At 70.9% G+C, this 18663-nt stretch carries 19 protein-coding genes and 1 pseudogene; 8 read left to right on the forward strand and 12 right to left on the reverse strand.

The annotated features are described in order from the left end of the window. Positions 1 to 67: 67 nt before the first annotated feature. The 3 genes from AB0N07_RS35565 to AB0N07_RS35575 all read right to left on the reverse strand — a co-directional run bounded on the left by AB0N07_RS35565 (position 68) and on the right by AB0N07_RS35575 (position 2240). Positions 68 to 1126, reverse strand: a complete 1059-nt coding sequence (locus AB0N07_RS35565; protein ID WP_365842330.1) for an LLM class flavin-dependent oxidoreductase — start codon at positions 1124 to 1126, stop codon at positions 68 to 70. Then, a complete protein-coding gene (locus AB0N07_RS35570; protein ID WP_365842332.1) occupies positions 1126 to 1635 on the reverse strand; it encodes an SRPBCC family protein in 510 nt (169 codons plus the stop codon). The genes AB0N07_RS35565 and AB0N07_RS35570 overlap by 1 nt, the downstream gene beginning before the upstream one ends. Positions 1636 to 1739: 104 nt before the next feature. Continuing rightward, the gene (locus AB0N07_RS35575; protein ID WP_365842334.1) at positions 1740 to 2240 is read right to left on the reverse strand and encodes a helix-turn-helix domain-containing protein; all 501 of its coding nucleotides are present in this window, start codon (positions 2238 to 2240) and stop codon (positions 1740 to 1742) included. A gap of 147 nt (positions 2241 to 2387) precedes the next feature. Between AB0N07_RS35575 and AB0N07_RS35580 the strand changes: the two genes are divergently transcribed. Beyond that, on the forward strand, positions 2388 to 3155 hold the full coding sequence (locus tag AB0N07_RS35580; RefSeq protein WP_365842336.1) for an NPP1 family protein: 768 nt from the start codon (positions 2388 to 2390) through the stop codon (positions 3153 to 3155). Here AB0N07_RS35580 and AB0N07_RS35585 read toward each other — a convergent pair. Both AB0N07_RS35585 and AB0N07_RS35590 read right to left on the reverse strand, forming a co-directional pair. Then, a complete protein-coding gene (locus AB0N07_RS35585; RefSeq protein WP_365842338.1) occupies positions 3082 to 3504 on the reverse strand; it encodes a hypothetical protein in 423 nt (140 codons plus the stop codon). The genes AB0N07_RS35580 and AB0N07_RS35585 overlap by 74 nt on opposite strands. 144 nt (positions 3505 to 3648) lie before the next feature. Beyond that, positions 3649 to 4569 (reverse strand): zinc-binding dehydrogenase, encoded by a 921-nt coding sequence (locus AB0N07_RS35590; protein WP_365842340.1) that lies wholly within the window; start codon positions 4567 to 4569, stop codon positions 3649 to 3651. A 435-nt stretch (positions 4570 to 5004) separates the two neighbouring features. On the opposite strand from AB0N07_RS35590, the gene rho reads away from it, so the two are divergent. Next, a complete protein-coding gene (gene rho / locus AB0N07_RS35595; protein ID WP_365842342.1) occupies positions 5005 to 6147 on the forward strand; it encodes a transcription termination factor Rho in 1143 nt (380 codons plus the stop codon). Positions 6148 to 6183: 36 nt separating this feature from the next. Continuing rightward, positions 6184 to 6383: pseudogene (locus tag AB0N07_RS35600) on the forward strand (transcriptional regulator); the annotation flags it as partial. A gap of 3 nt (positions 6384 to 6386) precedes the next feature. Here the strand turns inward: AB0N07_RS35600 and AB0N07_RS35605 are convergent. Further along, positions 6387 to 7178, reverse strand: coding sequence for an SDR family oxidoreductase (locus AB0N07_RS35605; RefSeq protein ID WP_365842344.1), 792 nt, complete (start codon positions 7176 to 7178; stop codon positions 6387 to 6389). An 85-nt stretch (positions 7179 to 7263) separates the two neighbouring features. On the opposite strand from AB0N07_RS35605, the gene AB0N07_RS35610 reads away from it, so the two are divergent. After that, a complete protein-coding gene (locus AB0N07_RS35610) occupies positions 7264 to 8115 on the forward strand; it encodes a helix-turn-helix transcriptional regulator (RefSeq protein ID WP_365842346.1) in 852 nt (283 codons plus the stop codon). A 106-nt stretch (positions 8116 to 8221) separates the two neighbouring features. Next, positions 8222 to 8764, forward strand: a complete 543-nt coding sequence (locus tag AB0N07_RS35615) for a GNAT family protein (RefSeq protein ID WP_365842348.1) — start codon at positions 8222 to 8224, stop codon at positions 8762 to 8764. On the opposite strand, the gene AB0N07_RS35620 is transcribed toward AB0N07_RS35615, so the two are convergent. Beyond that, on the reverse strand, positions 8761 to 9504 hold the full coding sequence (locus AB0N07_RS35620; RefSeq protein ID WP_365842350.1) for a VOC family protein: 744 nt from the start codon (positions 9502 to 9504) through the stop codon (positions 8761 to 8763). The genes AB0N07_RS35615 and AB0N07_RS35620 overlap by 4 nt on opposite strands. A 150-nt stretch (positions 9505 to 9654) precedes the next feature. Between AB0N07_RS35620 and AB0N07_RS35625 the strand changes: the two genes are divergently transcribed. Both AB0N07_RS35625 and AB0N07_RS35630 read left to right on the forward strand, forming a co-directional pair. Further along, the gene (locus tag AB0N07_RS35625; protein WP_365842352.1) at positions 9655 to 10074 is read left to right on the forward strand and encodes a YciI family protein; all 420 of its coding nucleotides are present in this window, start codon (positions 9655 to 9657) and stop codon (positions 10072 to 10074) included. Positions 10075 to 10079: 5 nt separating this feature from the next. Continuing rightward, on the forward strand, positions 10080 to 11228 hold the full coding sequence (locus AB0N07_RS35630) for a DUF6596 domain-containing protein (protein ID WP_365842368.1): 1149 nt from the start codon (positions 10080 to 10082) through the stop codon (positions 11226 to 11228). A gap of 32 nt (positions 11229 to 11260) precedes the next feature. Here the strand turns inward: AB0N07_RS35630 and AB0N07_RS35635 are convergent, their stop codons facing one another. Together AB0N07_RS35635 and AB0N07_RS35640 are read right to left on the reverse strand one after the other, a co-directional pair. Further along, positions 11261 to 12730: a cytochrome P450 gene (locus tag AB0N07_RS35635; RefSeq protein ID WP_365842354.1), complete on the reverse strand. Its 1470-nt coding sequence runs from the start codon at positions 12728 to 12730 to the stop codon at positions 11261 to 11263. Between the two features lie 9 nt (positions 12731 to 12739). Then, positions 12740 to 13627, reverse strand: a complete 888-nt coding sequence (locus tag AB0N07_RS35640) for an SDR family NAD(P)-dependent oxidoreductase (protein ID WP_365842356.1) — start codon at positions 13625 to 13627, stop codon at positions 12740 to 12742. A 50-nt stretch (positions 13628 to 13677) separates the two neighbouring features. On the opposite strand from AB0N07_RS35640, the gene AB0N07_RS35645 reads away from it, so the two are divergent. Then, a complete protein-coding gene (locus AB0N07_RS35645) occupies positions 13678 to 14136 on the forward strand; it encodes a nuclear transport factor 2 family protein (RefSeq protein WP_365842358.1) in 459 nt (152 codons plus the stop codon). 49 nt (positions 14137 to 14185) lie between these two features. Here AB0N07_RS35645 and AB0N07_RS35650 read toward each other — a convergent pair whose 3' ends face one another. The 3 genes from AB0N07_RS35650 to AB0N07_RS35660 are packed head-to-tail and all read right to left on the reverse strand — an operon-like array spanning position 14186 to position 18565. Further along, on the reverse strand, positions 14186 to 14605 hold the full coding sequence (locus AB0N07_RS35650) for an ester cyclase (protein WP_365842360.1): 420 nt from the start codon (positions 14603 to 14605) through the stop codon (positions 14186 to 14188). Positions 14606 to 14661: 56 nt separating this feature from the next. Next, entirely contained in the window at positions 14662 to 17097 is a 2436-nt protein-coding gene (locus tag AB0N07_RS35655) for a KR domain-containing protein (protein ID WP_365842362.1), read from the reverse strand. A gap of 28 nt (positions 17098 to 17125) precedes the next feature. Continuing rightward, entirely contained in the window at positions 17126 to 18565 is a 1440-nt protein-coding gene (locus AB0N07_RS35660) for a KR domain-containing protein (protein ID WP_365842370.1), read from the reverse strand. Positions 18566 to 18663: the final 98 nt, after the last annotated feature.

Raw genomic sequence — 18663 nt, forward strand, 5'->3', positions numbered from 1 at the left:
CCTACACCCCACCGACGAACGGGCGCCGCCGCAATCGACACCCCGCACGAACCTTCCCTGGACGGGCTCACTCGGGGCCGTCCACCTCCCGCACGAGTTCGATCGCCCGGCCCAGGGTGGCGAGCCGGTCGTCCAGGGTCCGCCCGGCCGGATACAGACGTACGGTGTCCACTCCCGCCTCCCGCCACACCCGCAGCCGTGCGCGCACCATGGACTCGGTGCCGATCAGTGTCGTACCGAGCACCATCTCGTCGGTGATCAGGCCGGCCGCACCGTCCCGGTCGCCCGCCTGCCACCGTTCGCGCACCTCGGCGGCCGCCTCCGCCCAGCCCTGGCGGCTGTAGGCGAGGTTGTAGAAGTTGGTGGACGCCGAGCCCATGCCACCGAGGCTGAAGGCCAGTTCCTTCTTGCGGCCCGCCACCATCGCGCCGAGTGCCTCCTCGTCGGGGGCGAAGGCGACCTCGGCGCCCTGGCAGACGTCCAGGTCGCTGCGACTGCGGCCGCCGAGGGCCAGGCCCTCGTCGAGGTGGGCGAAGTACGCCCCCGCAGCGCCCTCGGGCACGAAGCTGGTGCCGAGCCAGCCGTCGGCGAGCTCGCCGGTCAGCCGCAGCATGGCCGGTGACAGGGCGGCGAGGTAGAGAGGGATGTCGTGTTCGGCCCGCGTGGACAGCCGCATGGGGACGGTGTCGCCGCCGGGCAACGGGATGGTGAACTCCCGTCCCGAGTGCGAGAGTTTGCCGCCGTCGAGCACCCGGCGCACGATCTCCACGGTTTCCCGGACACGGGACAGCGGCCGGGCGAACGGGACGCCGTGCAGCCCTTCCATCACCTGCGGACCGGATGCCCCGAGGCCCAGCAGGAACCGTCCGCCGGAGAGGTTGGACAGGGTGATCGCGGTCTGTGCGACGGCGACCGGGGTGCGGGTGCCCACCTGTATGACGCCGGATCCCAGCAGGATCCGGTCGGTGCGGGCCGCGTAGTAGCCGAGAGCGGAGGGCGCGTCGGAGCCCCATGCCTCGGCCACCCAGCAGATGTCGAGGCCGAGCTTCTCGGCCTCGACGACGAAGTCGGACTGCTCCGACCAGTGTTCACCGCCGGAGGCCTCGACGGTGGTCGCGGTACGCATCAGTGGGCCTCCGCCAGTTTCTTGATGTGTTCGAGGGTGACGGTCATGTTGTGCTCGAACTCCCGCATCCGTACGAACACGATCTTCTGTTCCTTCTCCGGCATCCGGTCGATCGCCACGGACAGACCGGAGCGGCCGGGTCCCATCTGCATCCACTGCGAGAGCTCGGTGCCGCCGCCTCCCGGGTGCAGCCGGAAGCGCCAGACCGCGGAGGGCTCGGCGGGGTCCTGCACCGCCCAGGCGAAGACCCGCCCGGGCTCGTACTCGATGACGTACGAGGTGCTGGCCCATTCGCCGAACGCCGGGTGCTTGCTGCGGCCGAGGAAGCGGGCGCCGACCGCCGGCCCGGTGGCGCCGTCGAGCCACTCGACCGACTGGAGTTCGTCACTCAGGCTCGGCATCAGTCCGATGTCGGTGACGAGCGCCCACACCCGCTCCGGCGGGGCTCCGATCCAGGTCCGGACCTCGACGGTGGGTTTGTCCGTGTAGTGCGCGCCGGTCCACTTCACACCGGTCAGCCTCCTCACCATTAAGGGCCTGACCATCAGAGTTGCTTTATAGAACTTGAGCTGTCAAGGGGGACCAGGGCGTTCCACCGGTGCTGCCGGCACCGTCAGGCCGCCCCGAACCGGCGCTGGATGTCGGGCCGTTGCCGCAGCCGTTCGGGATAGCCGGGGCCCATCCTCATGGACGTGTCCTCGACCCGCAGAAGCTCCCGGCACTCTGCGCAGACCACCTCGGCCTCGGTGTCGTGGCCGCATGCGTCGTGGTGGAAGACGACCGGGGCGCCCGCCCCCTGTGCCAGCCAGCGGTCGCCCCACCGGGACATCGCGGCGAGTACGCCGAAGAAGTCCCGTCCCTTTTCGGTCAACACATAGTCGTGGCGCACGGGTTCGTCCTGGTAGGGCCGCTTGTCGAGCAGCCCTTCGTCGACGAGGAGGCGCAGCCGGTCGGCCAGTGTGTTGCGGGCGATGCCCAGTTCCTTCTGGAACTCGTCGAACCGACGGATCCCGTAGAAGGCCTCGCGCAGCACGAGGGGCGTCCACGCATCACCCACCAGGTCCATGGTTCTGGCTATCGAACACGGCCAGTTCGAGAACGACGTCCGCTTCATGCACTCACGATAGCCAGTCTCACGATGAGACCCACGGTTTCAGCCATCAACTTCACTTCTTTCCTTAAGTATTGACGGTCGCGGTGGACCCTGTCATGGTCTGGACCAGCTGCAAGGCTTACGTGAACCGTCCAACCAGGAGCCGCCATGGGCAAGTTGACCTTCCTCGCGAAGGCCGTCGCCGGTGCTCTCGGCGCGCTGACACTCGTCGTGGCCCTACCGGCGAGTGCCCGCGCGAACGTCCTGCAGCTGCTGCCGCAGAACGCCGACGGCCTGGAGCAGACCTTCTCCCCGGCCTTCGACTACGACCGCGACGGCTGCTACGCCACCGCCGCCATCGGCGCCGACGGCACCATCAACCCCGGTCTGAAGCTGGGCGGCGACGTCAACGGCCACTGCCATGACATCGCCCAACTGGCCAATGCCAACACCTACTCACGCGAGAAGTGCGACAACGGCTGGTGCGCCGTGATGTACGCCAGCTACTTCGAGAAGGACCAGGCCACCCTGGGACCGGCCGCCATCGGGCACCGGCACGACTGGGAGCACGTGGTCGTGTGGATCAGCAACAACGAGGTCCGGTACGTGTCGGTGTCGCAGCACAGCGGCTATCAGGTGGCGGCCCGCTCGTCGGTGCGCTTCGACGGCACCCACCCGAAGATCGTCTACCACAAGGACGGCGTCTCGACGCACTGCTTCCGCTTCGCCAACACCAACGACGAGCCGCCGGAGAACGCCACCGGCGGCTGGTTCTACCCCCGTCTGGTCGGCTGGAACGGCTATCCCGACGGCTTCCGCGACAAGCTCCTGAGCGCTGACTTCGGAGCCGCCACCATCAAGATCAAGGACGGTGATTTCTCCTACGCCCTGGCCCATTCCATGCCCGCGGGAATCCCGTTCGACCCCAACGCCTGACCGAACGCCGGGCCCATGAGAAGAGGCCCAGGTCACGGACCCCGGCCATGCCGGCGTTGACGACGGTAAGGGGTCCGGCGGCGGCCTCCATGCCGGCATCCGCACCGCTGAGCCTGCCGGCCAGGACCGAGGAGGCGGCGCTCATCGCGACGGTGCCGATCACGGCGGGCCCGAGGGCCTGGCCGAACTCGCGGACCAGGCTGGTGGCACCGCCGGCCATGCCGGTCATGTCGATCGGTACGGCGTTCACGGCCGCCCAGGTCAGCGAGGAGACGACGCAGATGAAGCCGATGTCGAGCAGCAGCACCGGGCCGATGAACGCGGCCAGGGAGGTGGTGGTGACGGGCATGGCGGCGATCCGGAACCGGCCCGCGGCCCACGGCTGCCGAAGTGCGGTGGTGGCAGCCTAGGTAGCGGCCGGTGCCGGAACAAGAAGCAGGTCAGTGAAAGGCCATCGGGGGTTCGTACCGCTGGTGTGCGGGGCGAACGGAACTCACTCGATGTCGAGGATCGCCTTCCCGCGCAGACTGCGGCTGCCGAGCGCCTCCACGGCATCCGCGATCTTGCCCCAGGGGCCGCGCCAGCCCACCGGCACCCGCAGCCTCCCGGCGGCGACCAGGGTCAAGAGCCGCCCCAACTGGGCCTGCCGGTCGGTGAGTCCGCCGCCGTTGTAGACCGACACGATCGCCTTGGGCGCCGGGCTGCCCAGCGTCGACCCGACGGGCAGCACCGCCTCCCGCCCCGACGCCCAGCCGATGCTCTGCACGCTGCCACCCAACGCCAACAGGCCGTAGGCGGAGGCCAGTTGCTCGCCACCCACGGTGTCGATGACCACGTCGAACGGCCCGGTCACCTCACCGACCCCGCCCACCACCTCGTCCGCCCCGAGTTCGGCAACCCACCGCCGCCCGTCCTCGGACCCGGCCACCGCGACGACCTGCGCCCCGCCGAGCCGCGCGAGCTGTACCGCGAACCCGCCCACCCCGCCGGAGGCCCCCGTCACCAGCACCCGGCGGCCCAGCAGCGCCCCCGCCTGGTCGAGCGCCCGCAGCGCGGTGCCCGCGGCCACCGGCAGCGCGGCCGCCTCGCCGAGGTCGACGCCGTCCGGCACGACGGCGACATCGGCCACGTCCATGGCCCGCAGCGACCCGAATCCGCCGCCCTCCGCAAATCCCACGACCCGGCTGCCCGGCGCCGGCCCGGTGCCGTCCGCCGCGGCGCCCACGACGACGCCGGCCGCATCGAAGCCGATCACCTCGCCCGGCGCCGCCTGCTGAGCGAACCACAGCTCAGCCGCGTTCAGCGAGGTGTGCCGGACCTCGACGAGCACCTGGCCCGGCGCGGGACGCGGATCAGGAGCCTCCCCCAGGCGCAGTCGTCCCGGTGCCTCAGGGTCCACGATCAGTGCGCGCATGACTTGCCCTTCCCGTCGTCGGACACTCGTCCCACGCCAACTGTGACCGATCCGGAGTTCTTCCCGCCTGCGCCGGGCGGCGGCCGACCACGTCTCGTCGAGTTGCGCGGATCCGCGGAATAAGCGAGGCCGTCGACGCGTTGGCCGGTGCAGAGGAGTGGTTTGGCGCCGTACACGCTGTGGTACGGTCCTGACAGCACTTGTGTACGCCCCCATTGAGGGCGCCGGTGTCAGTTCCTCTTCAGTTCGCCGCATCGCCCGCCGTTCCCGGTCGGCGCACCGGCTTTCCAGCACCGCCTCGCAACCGGCACGGCCGTGCCGTACCCGAGGTGCTGTTCCCGCCGCCGAAGGCGCTCTGTCCGCCTCTGTTCCGCGGCCTCCCACCCCTTCCTTCCGCATGTCTCATGCCATCCGTCCTCGAAAGGACCGACCACCATGACCACCACTCTCGAACACGCCCCTGTCAAGCAGGAGCCCACGACCCAGGCAGCCACCGGTGTCCTCGACATCGATGCGGGCGGCAAGGGGCACCTGCGCGCCGCGAGCCTGCCGGCCTCGCCCTCCGACGTCTCGGTCTCCCCCGCCCTGATCCGCCGTCACGGCCTGCGCAAGGGCGACCTCGTCGAAGGCGTACGCGACGGCCGGCGCGCCCTGACCGAGGTCGTACGGGTCGACGGACGCACGCCCGACGAACTGCGCGGCCGCCGCCACTTCCGCGACCTCACACCGCTGCACCCGCGCGACCGGCTGCGCCTGGAACACCCGGCGGCCGGCCTCGCCGGCCGCGTCGCCGACCTGATCGCCCCCGTCGGCAAGGGCCAGCGCGGCCTGCTGGTGGCTCCGCCCAAGACCGGCAAGACCGTGCTGCTGCAGCAGATCGCGGCCGCCGTCGCCGGGAACCACCCCGAGTGCCGCCTGATGGTGGTGCTGCTCGACGAGCGCCCCGAGGAAGTCACCGACATGCGGCGCTCCGTGCGCGGCGAGGTGTACGCCTCGACCTTCGACCGGCCTGCCAAGCAGCACATCGCCCTGGCCGAGCTGGTCATCGAGCGGGCCAAGCGGCTCGTCGAGGCCGGCGAGGACGTCGTCATCCTGCTGGACTCACTGACCCGGCTGTGCCGGGCCCACAACAACGCGGCCGCCGCCGGTGGCCGCACACTGACCGGCGGAGTCGACGCGACCGCGCTGCTCGGACCCAAGCGGTTCTTCGGCGCCGCCCGGCTGGCCGAGGAGGGCGGCTCGCTGACGATCCTCGCCACCGCGCTGGTCGAGACCGGCTCCCGTGCCGACGACTACTTCTTCGAGGAGCTCAAGAGCACCGGCAACATGGAGCTCCGCCTCAGCCGCGAGCTCGCCGCCCGGCGTGTCTTCCCGGCCGTCGACATCATCCCGTCCGGCACCCGCCGCGAGGAACTCCTGCTGTCTGCCGCCGAGTTGAGCGCCGTACGCGGCCTGCGCCGCGTCCTGCAGTCCCGCGACGGCCAGGCAGGCCTGGAAACCCTCCTGGAGCGCATGCGGGACACCCCCGACAACGCGACGTTCCTGCGCCGCATCCAGCCGACGCTGCCGACCGACTGACCCGGCCCCGGGAGACGACGTAGGGCAGCTTGCCGGATGCGGCTCGAGAAGTGCCGTCAGGAGCTGCAGCCGCGCACGGTCGGACTGCCGGAGACGGGCGGGCCCCGCCGGGTGGCCGGGCTGCGCGGCACCGACTACTGCACCAGACTCGAACAGGGCCGTGTGCAGGCATCCGTTCCGGTGCTCGAACCCTTGCCCGCGTCCTGCATCCGGACGCCGACGAACGGGACCACCTCTCGTCAGGCGCCGGCGCCGCCGTCGACCGGGAGGATCGCGCCGGTCACATACGAGGCGCGGTCGCTGAGCAGCCATGCGGCCGCTTCGGCGATCTGTCGGGGTTCGGCCATCCGGCCGAGCGGGATGCTCGCGGTGATCTGCTCGACGATGCCCGGAGTCGCCGCTTCCCAGGTGTCGATCATCTGGGTGGAGGTGCCGCCGGGGGTGATGCCGTTGACCCGGATGCGGTCACCGGCCCAGTTGACCGCCGCGGTCTCGGTGAGGCTGTTGAGCGCGCGCTTCATGGCGCCGTAGGCGGGCAGGACGGGGTTCGCGCGGCGGCTGCCGATGCTCGAGGTGTTGACGATCGCCCCGCCGCCGCCTCGTCGCATGAGGGCGGCCTCGGCGGTCATGGCGGTCCAGTGCGCACGGAAGTTGACGGCGAACTGCTCGTCGATGTCCTCGTCGCTGGTGGTGTCGACCGGGCCGACCTGCTGCTGGGGGACGGCGCCGTTGTTGAAGGCGCCGTCCAGCCGGCCGTGCAGCTTCTCGACGCGGTCGACGGCGGCCCGGATGCTCGCGCGGTCGGCGAGATCCAGGGGGACGGCGTCGGCGGCGCCGCCCTCGGCGCGGATGTCGGCGACGATCGCGTCGAGGGCGCCGGTGCTGCGGGCGGCGAGCACGACAGCGGCCCCCTCGGCGGCGAAGAGCCGGGCCGCGGCCGCCCCGATGCCGCGGCTGGCACCGGTGATGAGGACGACCTTGCCGGTGAGCAGGCCCACGGGTGTGATGTCAGTGTCAGTGGTGTTCGTCATGACAGCAGCGTCGGCGCGGCTGCCGGCCGGATACAGGCACAGCCGGTACCAGGATCCGCCGCCGCGCCGCGGGCACACTTGCGGTATGGACAAGCAGGAGCTCGGAGCGTTCCTCCGCAGCCGCCGCGAGCGGCTCAAGCCGCAGGACGTGGGTCTTCCCGCCGGCCCGCGACGCCGGACACCGGGGCTGCGCCGCGAGGAGGTCGCGGTCCTTGCACACATCTCCACCGAGTACTACATCCGGCTCGAGCAGGGCAGGGCGCCCAGGCCGTCCGCCGAGGTCCTCGGGGGGATCGCGGGCGCGCTGCGGCTCACCGACGCCGAGACCGACCATCTTCACGTCCTCGCGGGAACCGCGCCGACCCGTGCCCGGCTGCACCGGCGGGACGTCCGCCCGAGCATCCTCGCGCTCCTCGAGCGGCTGCCGCAGACGGTGGCCTTCGTGATGTCCGCCGCGTTCGAGGTGCTCGCGTGGAACTCCCTCGCGGCCGCGCTCATGGAGGACTTCGCAGCACTCGCCGAAGAGGACCGCAATCTCGCACGCCGGGCATTCCTCGGGCCGACGTCCGCCAATGCGCCCCTGTACGGGATCTCCGACGCCGCCGGGTTCCGCCACCACGTGGTCATGCAGCTCCGCACCACCCTCGCCCGCTATCCGGCGGATCCCGCAGTGACCGGCCTCGTCGACGAACTCCGCGCCGACAGCCCGGACTTCGCCCGGCTGTGGGAACGGCACGACGTGCACGCCGCGCCGACGCTCACCAAGACCTTCCGCCACCCGGCCGTCGGCGAGATCACGGTCGACTGCGACGCGCTCGCCCTCACCGACAGCGACCAGCAGCTCGTGCTCTACAGTGCGCCGCCCGGTTCCCCCGGCGCCGACGCTCTGGCGCTGCTGAACGTCCTCGGCGCCGAGGCGCGTGACTACGGGCACTAGCGTCGCGATCGCCGGCCGCTACGGCGTCAACGCGCCTCTCGAATCCGGTAGTTGAGGGTTGTTATTTGGTTTGCCGCCGACTGGCCGGGTCGGATAGGAAGCTTGCGTGCTCAGAGGCAGCAAGGTCGGGCTCAGGGCCCGGCACGAGGACGACATCCCGATACTCCGGGCCGAACTCTACGACGACGTGGTCAACTCCTCGCGGGCCAAGAGCGGGCCGTGGCGGCCGGTTGCGCCCGGCTCGAAGGACCCGCGGCTGGTCGTGGACGACACGAAGGAGGGGAGCGTCAAGTTCTCCGTGGTGGCACTGGAGGGCGACACCCTGCTCGGCACGGCGGCGCTGTGGGGCATCGACAACCACAACCGGTCCGCGCACATCGGGCTGGGCCTGCGGCCGTCCTGCCGCGGCAGGGGCTACGGCACCGACGTGGTCGCGGTGCTGTGCCACTACGGTTTCGTCGTGCTCGGCCTGCAGCGGCTGCAGATCGAGACGCTGGCGGACAACTCCGCGATGCTGCGCTCCGCCGAGCGCAACGGCTTCGTCCGCGAGGGCGTCCTGCGCTCCTCCGCCTGGGTGATGGGCGAGTTCCTGGACGAGGTGCTGCTCGGGCTCCTCGTCAAGGACTGGAAGCCCGACGCCACGAGCTAGACCGTGGGGGCGAGGACGCAGAACTCGTGGCCCTCCGGGTCGGTCAGGCACGTCCACGGTACGTCGCCCTGGCCGACGTCGAGGTCGGTGGCCCCGAGGGTTCGCAGCCGGGCCACCTCCGCCGCCATGTCGTCACCGGGGTGGGGCAGCAGATCGAGATGGACGCGGTCCGGCACGGTTTTCACGTCAGGTGTGCGGAGGAATTCGAGATACGGGCCGAACCCCTCGGCGGAGCGCAGCGACGCATGATCGTCGCTCACCTCGTGCAGGGTCCAGCCCAGCGCCTCGTCCCAGAACGGGGCCATGGCCCGCGGGTCCACGCAGTCGACCACCACCGCGGCGACCGGCCCGGTGTCGCGGTAGACCTCCCGGGGCTCCAGCACGCAGAACTCGTTGCCGCCCGGGTCGGCGAGGACCGTCCACGGCACCTGGCCCTGACCCACGTCGGCGGGCGTCGCACCGAGAGCCTCAAGGCGCGCGATCAGCTCCGCCTGATGGGCCGCGGAGGTGGTGGCGAGGTCGAGGTGTACACGGTTCTTCGTCGTCGTCCTGGGCTCCGGGACGGGAACGACGTCGATGCCGAGGACGGTCGGGTGCGGCCAGACGAGACCGCCGGCGGGTCCGACGTAGGTGGTCACACCGGGGCTGTAGGCATGCCGGCCGAGCGCCTCCGCCCAGAACCGGCCGACCGCCGGGGCGTCGACCGCCTTGATGTTCACCTGAACAGGTCGCAGTGCCATGCCGACGATCTTAGGTGCCCGCTCTGCCACCTCAGGAGGACTGTTCACTCGGCTGAAAAACCTGGCCGGCGATGTCGAGAACCCGCGTCCGGCTCCGTCCCCGGGGTGAACGCGACCACAATGGTCCGCACCACACCGAGGAGAACCACGATGGCCAAGTACCTGCTGCTCAAGCACTACCGCGGCGCCCCGGCTGCGGTCAACGACGTGCCGATGGAGCAGTGGACGCCGGAGGAGATCTCGGCCCACGTGCAGTACATGCGCGACTTCGCGGCCCGGCTGGAGGAGACCGGCGAGTTCGTCGACAGCCAGGCGCTCGCCCCCGAGGGCACCTTCGTCCGATACGACGGCGAGGGGCACCCCCCGGTCACCGACGGCCCGTTCGCCGAGACCAAGGACCTCATCGCCGGCTGGGTGATCATCGACGTCGACAGCCACGAGCGTGCCGTCGAACTGGCCGGGGAGCTGTCGGCCGCACCGGGTGCGGGCGGCAAGCCGATCCACGAGTGGCTGGAACTGCGCCCCTTCCTGGGCGCGCAGTCCACCACCACGGAGTGCACCTTCAAGTGACTCAGATCGACGAGGCCCTGCTCAGGAACCTCACGCCGAGTGTGCTCGCCGTCCTCGTCCGCCGCGGAGCCGACTTCGCCGCGGCCGAGGACGCCGTGCAGGACGCGCTCGTCGAGGCGCTCCGCGTCTGGCCGGCCGACCCTCCTCGGGACGCGAAGGGCTGGCTGGTGACCGTGGCCTGGCGGAAGTTCCTCGACGCGCGGCGGGCGGACGCCGCACGCCGTCGGCGCGAGGACCGCATCGAGGAGGAGCCGGCTCCCGGGCCGGCGTCAGCGGTGGACGACACACTCCAGCTGTACTTCCTGTGCGCCCACCCGTCGCTGACGCCGTCGTCGGCGGTCGCGCTCACGCTGCGCGCCGTGGGCGGCCTCACCACCCGGCAGATCGCCCAGGCCTATCTGGTGCCCGAGGCGACCATGGCGCAGCGCATCAGCCGGGCCAAGCGCACCGTCTCCGGAGTGCGGTTCGACCAGCCAGGAGACGTCGCCACCGTGCTGCGCGTGCTGTATCTGGTCTTCAACGAGGGCTACTCGGGCGACGTCGACCTCGCCGCCGAGGCCATCCGGCTCACCCGCCGGCTCGCAGCCGGCTTCGACCACCCCGAGGTGGCCGGGCTGCTCGCCCTCATGCTGCTCCACCACGCCCGCCGGGCCGCCCGGACCGCGGCCGACGGCAGCCTGGTGGCGCTCGCCGAGCAGGACCGCACCCGGTGGGACACGAAGCTGATCGCCGAGGGGGTCGAGATCCTGCAGGCCGCCCTGGCCCGCGACCGGCTGGGCGAGTTCCAGGCCCAGGCCGCCATCGCGGCACTCCATGCCGACGCGTTCACCGCCGAGGAGACCGACTGGGTGCAGATCGTCGAGTGGTACGACGAGCTCACGCGCCTGACCGACAGCCCCGTCGTCCGCCTCAACCGCGCGGTCGCCGTCGGCGAGGCCGACGGACCGCGCGCCGGCCTGACAGCACTCGCGGCCCTCGACGACGACTCGCTGCCCCGCCACACCGCCGTGGCGGCGTATCTGCACGAACGCGACGGTGATCTGACGACGGCGGCCCGGCTGTACGCGGAGGCCGCCCGCAAGGCACCCGACCTGGCCGAACGCGACTACCTCACCCGCCAGGCCGCCCGGCTCAACAGCCGCCGAAATCCCTGACGGGCCGCTTCCGCCTTGGGTCCTGTGTGTGCCTATCCGCCCTCCGGGCGGTACGGGCACGCCGGCTCGGCCGCCGGTGCACCGACGCCCCCACGTGACGTGGAGACGGCGCCCGTCCTGCGCTCGCGTGGACGCAGACGCACCATCACGTCCCGCAGGGGGCGAAGGGAGATCACCGGGGATCCGTACTGCAGCGAGTCCCCCGGGACGAGGTTGAGCCGGAACCGCTGGTTGATCATCGCGACGATGATCCGCAGTTCGAGCAGCGCCATGTTGTTGCCGACGCACTGCCGAGGGCCCGCCCCGAAGGGCAGGTACGCCATGCGAGGCCGCTCCCGTACGGCCTGCGGGGTGAAGCGGTACGGGTCGAAGGCCACCGGGTTGTCCCAGTGGCGCGGGTTGTGGTGCGAGGCCAGGGGCGAGAGCAGGATCGACGACCCGGCCTCGATGCCGTAGCCGCCCAGGGTGTCGGGGCCGACGGCGGCCCTTGGGAAGATCCAGATGGGCGGATACATCCGCAGGCTCTCGTCCACCACCATCCGCGTGTACGTCAGCTCGGCCGCCAGGTCGGCGTCGGGAGTCGCACCGCCCAGCACGCCGCTGATCTCCTCGTCCAACTCGGCCTGCACATGCGGGTGGTTGGCGATGGACAGCAGGGTCCAGCACAGGGAGACGGCGGTGGTCTCGTGGCCCGCCAGATAGATGGTGAGCAGTTCGTCGCGCAGCTGCCGGTCGGTCCACGGCTCGCCGGTCGCCGGGTCCTCGGCCTGCTCCATCAGGGCGATCAGTGGGCCCTCCCCGGTCCGCGCGTGGTTCTCGCGGACGTCCGCGACCACCTTGTCGAAGACCCGGTGGATGTGGTCGATCTTGCGTTTGCGGGCCGTGGGCAGCCAGGACGGCAGCATTTCGGACGGCGTGCCCCGCCGGAACATGACCTCCACGACGTCGTCGACGATCCGCTTCAGCACGGCCGACGCGGGCTTGATGTCGTAGGCGAACAGCGAGCGGCTGAGTGTGACCAGGGTGAGCCGCAGCATCTCGGTCATGAGGTCCACGGGCTCGTCCCGGGCGGCCTTCGCCTCCCATTCGTCGAGCATCTCCTCGGTGGCCGCGACGATGTTGGGCACGATGTCGGTGACCGCGTTCTTGAGGAACACCGGCTGCACGGCCCGGCGGTGTCCGCGCCAGAAGTCGCCGTCCGAGGTCAGCAGGCCCTTGCCCATGACCACGCCGAACTGCTCGTAGAGCGGCCCGCGCACGTAGTTGGCGTTGTTCTCCACCAGCACCCTGCGCACCGCCTCGGGGTCGGTGATCTGATGGACCGTCATCGGTCCCAGCCGCATGCGGACCATCTCGCCGTAGTCGCGCTGAAGTCCGAGCAGGAACTCGGCGGTGTTGCGGCGCCAGGGACCGAGACTGCCCAGGAGAGGGGCGCCCTTGGGACCGGGGGCGGTGCGCAGGGCCGTGGTGGATGTGGACGTGGTCGTGGATGTGGTGGTCATCAAGGGTCCTTACCTGGTCAGGCTGCGCGGCTGGGCCGTGCTGCGCGGCACCGGAAAGGCGCGCCGCACGAAGAGGTGGTCGAAGACCGCGTCCGGGGCCAGCCGCCGCAGCGCGATGGTGCTTCGGGCGAGAAAGCCGACGGTGTAGCGGGCGCGGGGGCGCCGCTTGTGGACGGCGCGTTCCACCACGCGGGCCACGTCGTCGGCATGGACGGTGAAGGTGCCGGCCACGGTGCGGCGGCTGCCCGTGTAGATCGCCTCGAAGTATTCGGCGGTGCGCTCGCGGAACTCGTCGTAGACCTCGTCCGCGGACGGGAGGTTGTCGACGTACGTCGAGCCGAAGTTGGTGGTGCGCACGGGGCCCGGCTCGATGACGACGACCCTGATTCCGAAGCCGGCCGTCTCCAGCCGCAGCGCGTCGCTGAGGGCCTCGACGGCGTGCTTGGACGCCTGGTAGAAGCCGCCGCCCGGGACCGCGTAACGGCCGAAGATCGACGAGATGTTGACGACGGTCCCGGTGCCGGCGGCCCGCATGCCGGGCAGGACCAGCTGGCTGAGGCGGGCCAGTCCGAAGACGTTGGTTTCGAACTGCCGCCGCATCCGGTCGAGTTCGATCTCCTCCACTGCACCGGAGGCGGCGAACCCGGCACTGTTCACGAGTGTGCCGACCGCGCCGTGCTCCGCTTCGACCGCGTCGACGGCCGCACGCATGCTGTCCTCGTCGGTGACGTCCAGCCGCAGCGTGCGCAGACCCTCCGCGGCGAGCGGGGCGAGTGTTTCCGGCCTGCGCGCGGTGGCGTACACGAGCATTCCACTGCGGTGCATCCGCAGCGCGCAGGCCCGGCCTATGCCGGACGAACAGCCCGTGATCAGCACGGGATTCGGTCGGTTGTTCACGATCTACCTCTTCACGGTTTAGGGCGGGCCGTTACGGAAAGGTGCCGGGCATGTATCACCGGATCGTGGCCGCGAAGCTACGCAAAGCGTTCTCCGACATCAATGCCGGAAACTGGCAGTCCATGGTGGACACACTCGCACCCGAATTCACCTACGTCTTCTACGGGGAGCATGCGCTCTCCGGCGAGCGCCATACCGTCGAATCCATGCGCCTGTGGTGGCAGCGGGTCTTCCGGCTCATTCCCGAGGCCGAATTCGAACCGCAGGAGATCATCATTTCCGGCGGCCCCTGGCTGACCAAAGTGGCCACCCGGGTACGGATCGGCGGCCCACTGCCCGACGGCACCCGCTACGACAACGTCATGACCCAGTTCATGTATCTCAAGTGGGGGCGCATCACCGAGATCCACACCCTGGAGGACACCGTCGTCCTGGAGCGGGCACTGGACCGGATCGCCGTCTCGGGGAACGCCGAGGCCCACGCCGAGCCCATCACGGACAAGCGCTAGCCCCGTCGCCCGGCACCGGCACCCGCGGGGTGCCGGTGCCGGCGCGCGTTCAGCCGAAGGCACCCAGCTGCTTCGCGAGATCGAAGGCGTCCAGGGAGAACCAGCTCTCCACGATCAGCCCGTCACGGAACTCGTCGATGACGATCCCGGGGACGGCGAACTCCCGCCCGCCGGCCGGAATCCCCTCGTAGGGCTCGCCCGTGTGGGTGCCCCGCGCGGTGAAACGGCTGACGACCTTCTCGCCCTCCAGGATCCAGTCGTCCACCGTCACGTGGAGATCGGGGAAGGATGCGCGCTGGATCCGCACCCATTCCTTGAGGTGTTCCACGCCCTCTTCGCCGTTCGGGGCCGTCCCGTGGCTGATGTGGTCATCGGCGGCACCCTCGTAAATGACGTCGAGGTTTCCCTTGTTGAGGCATTCCTCGTAGTAGCGCTCCAGAACTGCCTTGTTCTTCAAGGTGTTCGACATTTGGCTCCACTCCCATTTCGTGGGGTCTTCTGAGATGTCGGTGATCGGTCGGTTCGTCAATCGCCCGCGACGGGGCCCTCGAATCCGGTTATCGTCATGACGCGGGCGCCGGTGGCCGCGCTCGCGATTTTCCAGGTGCCGAGCGCGGGATCTCCTTCGATGACGGAATTTCCGTTCTCCTCGGCGTGGACGGTGATGCGTCCCACGGTCAGCGGGTCGACCGCGACCGAGATCCCCGCGCCCTGTCTCGCGCACAGCCGCACCACGTTCTCCAGCGCGGACATGGCCAGCGCGGTGCGCGGGACGGCCGTTGTCGCCCACAGGTCGTTGGGCGCGCAGGGGCGCACCTCGCCGGCCCAGCGGCCTTCCTCGGTACGCGTCCACCGTGCGCGGGGCACCACCGAGGAACGCCAGCTCAGCAACTCGGGTCCCGAGCGCCAGGTGGTCATCCGGGTGAGCCCGCTGCGTGGCGGGGCGGGTGAGCGGGTGTCCCCCGGTGCGTACACGACCCGCGCCCGCGCCTCCGGGCCCGTACCACCGGGGCGCCGGAAGCGGGCCTCGACCGTCCAGGACCGTCCGTCGTAGGCGCCTCGAAGTTCCCGCTCCCAAACCGTCACTGGCCCGTCGAGCCGCAACAGGTCCAGGGGGACGACGACGTCCTCCAGGCAGTCGAGGCGCAGCTCCGGGAAGTCCGGGGGTACGACCCACTCCGCACCCCGGACCGCGTTCTCCAGCAGCAGGCTCACCGGGACCGCCTCGGCGCCGTCCACCAGGAAGTCCGTCAGCGCCGGGATCGCGTCGCGGTCGAAGCGGATCCTCGACACCAGCCGGGCGTGCGGCTCGTAGGAGGTCACCTCGCCGAGGTGGTGGATCTTCGGGTACACCTCGGCGTATCCGGGCAGGTCGGGCACGACCGGGTAACCGGTGGCCTGGCCGGGGTCGACGGCGTCGCCGAGCGGTCCCACGAAGGTGACCTCACCGGCGGAGCCCGCCAGCAGCTCGGCCTGCCACTTGGCGAGTCCGTCCGCGACGCCGAGCGGCGCCATGTAGCGCCGCGTCGCCGAGAAGTTCGCGATGAGGCCGATACGGTCCCAGGTCGGCCAGGCGAGCGTCATCACCGGGTAGGCGGCCCGGCGGTCCGCCCACCGGCCCAGCCGGGCGAGCGCCTCGTTCGCGCCGGCGTACTCCAGCTGGCCGACCATGCCGCCCAGCCGCCCGGTGAGTGAGCCCACGTTGCAGAAGAACTTCAGCCTGCTGTCGGCGAGTTCACCGAAGAGGTGGACGAAGCTGTCGATCTTCGTCGCCACGGTCCGCAGGATGTCGTCGTCCGTCTTCTTGGGCAGCCTGGCCGCGGTGTCCACGCCCGCGTTGTGCACGACGCCGGTCAGCGCGTCGCCCTCTCGCGCCAGCAGCGCGCGCACCTGCTCCAGGTCGGTGAAGTCGCACGGAACGTAGTCGATGCGCAGTCCGCGCGCCCGCGCGCCGGTGATGTTGCCCGCCAGCTCCCACAGGCGGCGGACGCGGGCGATGTCGCGGCGGATCTCGGGCAGCGGGCGCCCCCGGCGGCTGCCGGACCACAACTCCTGCTCGTACGCCTTGAGTTCGTCCGCGTCCGCACCGAACCACGGTTCGTCCGCGGAGGGAAAGGGCTCCCGGCCGGTCACGACGACCCGCGTACCGTGCTGCTCCGCGAGAGTGCGGGCGAGCTCCCAGCCGATGCCCCGCCCGCCTCCCGAGACCAGGACGCAGTCCTCGGGGCCGAGGCTCACGACGGGGGGACCGACCGGTGCCGCGACGGGAGAGAGGGTCAGGCGCCGTCCGTCGCGGTGGCCGACCTCGATCTCCCCGGTCCGGCCCAGCTCGCTCACGACGACGCCGGGCAGGTCCCCTGCCGCCGAGAGCGCGGTGTCCACGACGCGCGCGTTGCAGTTGGGGAACTCCCGGTGCAGGGTCTTGGCGAGCCCCGCCCAGATGCCGCCCAGCGGTTGGGCCAGGTCGTCGTCCGGATGCTGCCCCGTCCCGCCGCCGAGCTGGGTCACGGCCAGATAGAACAGCCGCCGTGCGGAGGTCTCCGCGGCCCAGTTCTCGTACTGCTCGCGCAGCGCGGTCACGGTCCGCAGCAGTGGCTCGCGCCACACGCCCGTCAGGTCCTCGGTGCCGTGCGCGGGTGTCTCGCCGGCCAGGGTGAGGTCGACGATGGCGTCCACCGCGCCGTCGTCGGGTATGGGTGCGGCGGTCGCGGGTGTGCGGCGCCGCACTTGTGCCCCGTGCGCGGTCAGTTCGCGCTCTACGCGCTCGGCGCTCTCGTCGTCGCCGGCGAGCAGCAGGACCCGCATCCCGGCCGGCCGCGACGAGTCCGGAGTGAGTGGTGGCAGCGCGGCGGGCCGCCACACCATGCGGGTCGTCGGCTGCACCGCCGGGTCCCCGGGCACCGGCTCCCCGGTGGCGGCGGGCACGACGGTACGCGGCGACTCCCGCGAAGTCGTCAGCATGCTTCACGTTCCTTCCTGGTCACGCGGATCACGTCGGTCGCGGGGGTCGGACGCCGTCGGCGGGCACGGCCTCGCCCGTACGGGCGTCCACGTAGCCGATCAGCGCCGCCCGGAGGTCCTTCATCTGGAGGACCATCCGGCCGTCGGAACGGGCGGCGACGAACCGGTTGTCCACCCGGTCCGCGGACAGGCCGAACCCGCGGGGCGTGGCGTACAGGTCGACGGGGCCCGGCTCGGTCGACAGGGCGTGGTCGTTCGTCTCCTCGTAGAGGTCGATACGGCGGATCGACAGGGGTGCGGCGACCGGCACCAGCCGGCCGTCCACCAGGTCCAGCACCCCGACCCTGGCCAGTCCGTCCAGCAGCACGCACGGCACGGTGAACCGCGGCCACACCGGGTCGCCCGAGGGAAGGGAGAGGGAGTACCGTCCCCTCTTGCCCAGGGGATGGATGGCTGTGCCGGTCGTCGAGACGAACGGCCCGCTCAGCCGGACCGGCGAGCCCGGCTGATGGTACGGATCGGGGACGGGAGTGTCGTCCGCGCTGTCCCAGGGCTCCCAGCGCGGGGCGGGGGCGAACTCGTCCGCGAGGACCACCCGGGCCGCGAAGTGCGGCCTGTTCTCGACCAGGACGACGCCGCCCGGCGACACCACGTCCTCGGAGACGAGGACCTGGACGACGGTGGTGTCCCCTTCGTCCTCGACGATCTCCGCCGTGATGCGCTTCGGCGCCGTCGGGACGTCGCGGTACACCCGCAGGAAGTGCTCGAACCTGAGGTCCTCGAAGGCGATCACGGAGCGGCCGGGCACCAGATGGCGGGCCGCCTCGGCCGCGAGTTCGGTGACGAAGGTGCCGGGCAGCGTCGGTTCGCCCCGCACGGTGTGGTGCTCCAGATAGGCGTCGGTACGCAGGTCGAAGGGGCAGGCGAACTCGGCGGAACGGTCGCCCGAGGACACCAGACGGCGCAGGAAGAAACCGGGAGGCGCGGGCCTCGCGGCCGGGGGCACCGAGGTGTCCTCGGGCTCCAGATAGCCGGGGTAGAACTTCTCCACCGTGGCCTCTTCCGCGTCCCCCAGGTGTACGACGGAAGGCCGCCGGACGGGGGCGTGCAGCTCCTGCACGAAGTGGTGGACGCCCTCGGGCACCGGCATGCTGCTGTAGGAGCCGGCCCGTTCGTAGTACGCCTTCGTCAGCTCGTCCGCGCCCATGCCGACGCTCCCCCAGAGCGTCCACCCGATGGTGACTTCCGGATGGCCGGAGGTGGCCGCCGCGTGGGTCGCGGCGCTGCTCAGGAAATCGTTGGCGGCGGCGTAGTCCGCTTCGCCGAGCTGCCCGAAGTGGCCCAGCAGGGAACCGAAGTTGCACCACAGACGCGGCGGGGCGTCGCGCAGCGCGTACTTCAGGTTCAGATACGACTGCACTTTCAGGTCCCGGATGGCGGTGAACTCCGCGAAGTCCTTGTCCTTGATGAGTCAATGCCGCGAAGTTAAGGATTGCCCGCGAGCGTCAAGGTGTCCGGAAGGATCAGTTTGTAGGTGTTGGGGGCGGTGCGGGTCAGCAGGCCGCG

Source organism: Streptomyces sp. NPDC051172, assembly GCF_040682555.1.
Lineage (GTDB): Bacteria > Actinomycetota > Actinomycetes > Streptomycetales > Streptomycetaceae > Streptomyces.

What these genes read in the sequence shown, in the direction of transcription:
- AB0N07_RS35565 (WP_365842330.1), bottom strand. Translation starts at nt 1,126, where the DNA reads ATGCGTACCGCGACCACCGTCGAGGCCTCCGGCGGTGAACACTGGTCG.
- AB0N07_RS35575 (WP_365842334.1), bottom strand. Translation starts at nt 2,240, where the DNA reads ATGAAGCGGACGTCGTTCTCGAACTGGCCGTGTTCGATAGCCAGAACC.
- AB0N07_RS35580 (WP_365842336.1), top strand. Translation starts at nt 2,388, where the DNA reads ATGGGCAAGTTGACCTTCCTCGCGAAGGCCGTCGCCGGTGCTCTCGGC.
- AB0N07_RS35585 (WP_365842338.1), bottom strand. Translation starts at nt 3,504, where the DNA reads ATGCCCGTCACCACCACCTCCCTGGCCGCGTTCATCGGCCCGGTGCTG.
- AB0N07_RS35590 (WP_365842340.1), bottom strand. Translation starts at nt 4,569, where the DNA reads ATGCGCGCACTGATCGTGGACCCTGAGGCACCGGGACGACTGCGCCTG.
- rho (WP_365842342.1), top strand. Translation starts at nt 5,005, where the DNA reads ATGACCACCACTCTCGAACACGCCCCTGTCAAGCAGGAGCCCACGACC.
- AB0N07_RS35605 (WP_365842344.1), bottom strand. Translation starts at nt 7,178, where the DNA reads ATGACGAACACCACTGACACTGACATCACACCCGTGGGCCTGCTCACC.
- AB0N07_RS35610 (WP_365842346.1), top strand. Translation starts at nt 7,264, where the DNA reads ATGGACAAGCAGGAGCTCGGAGCGTTCCTCCGCAGCCGCCGCGAGCGG.
- AB0N07_RS35620 (WP_365842350.1), bottom strand. Translation starts at nt 9,504, where the DNA reads ATGGCACTGCGACCTGTTCAGGTGAACATCAAGGCGGTCGACGCCCCG.
- AB0N07_RS35625 (WP_365842352.1), top strand. Translation starts at nt 9,655, where the DNA reads ATGGCCAAGTACCTGCTGCTCAAGCACTACCGCGGCGCCCCGGCTGCG.
- AB0N07_RS35635 (WP_365842354.1), bottom strand. Translation starts at nt 12,730, where the DNA reads ATGACCACCACATCCACGACCACGTCCACATCCACCACGGCCCTGCGC.
- AB0N07_RS35645 (WP_365842358.1), top strand. Translation starts at nt 13,678, where the DNA reads ATGTATCACCGGATCGTGGCCGCGAAGCTACGCAAAGCGTTCTCCGAC.
- AB0N07_RS35650 (WP_365842360.1), bottom strand. Translation starts at nt 14,605, where the DNA reads ATGTCGAACACCTTGAAGAACAAGGCAGTTCTGGAGCGCTACTACGAG.
- AB0N07_RS35655 (WP_365842362.1), bottom strand. Translation starts at nt 17,097, where the DNA reads ATGCTGACGACTTCGCGGGAGTCGCCGCGTACCGTCGTGCCCGCCGCC.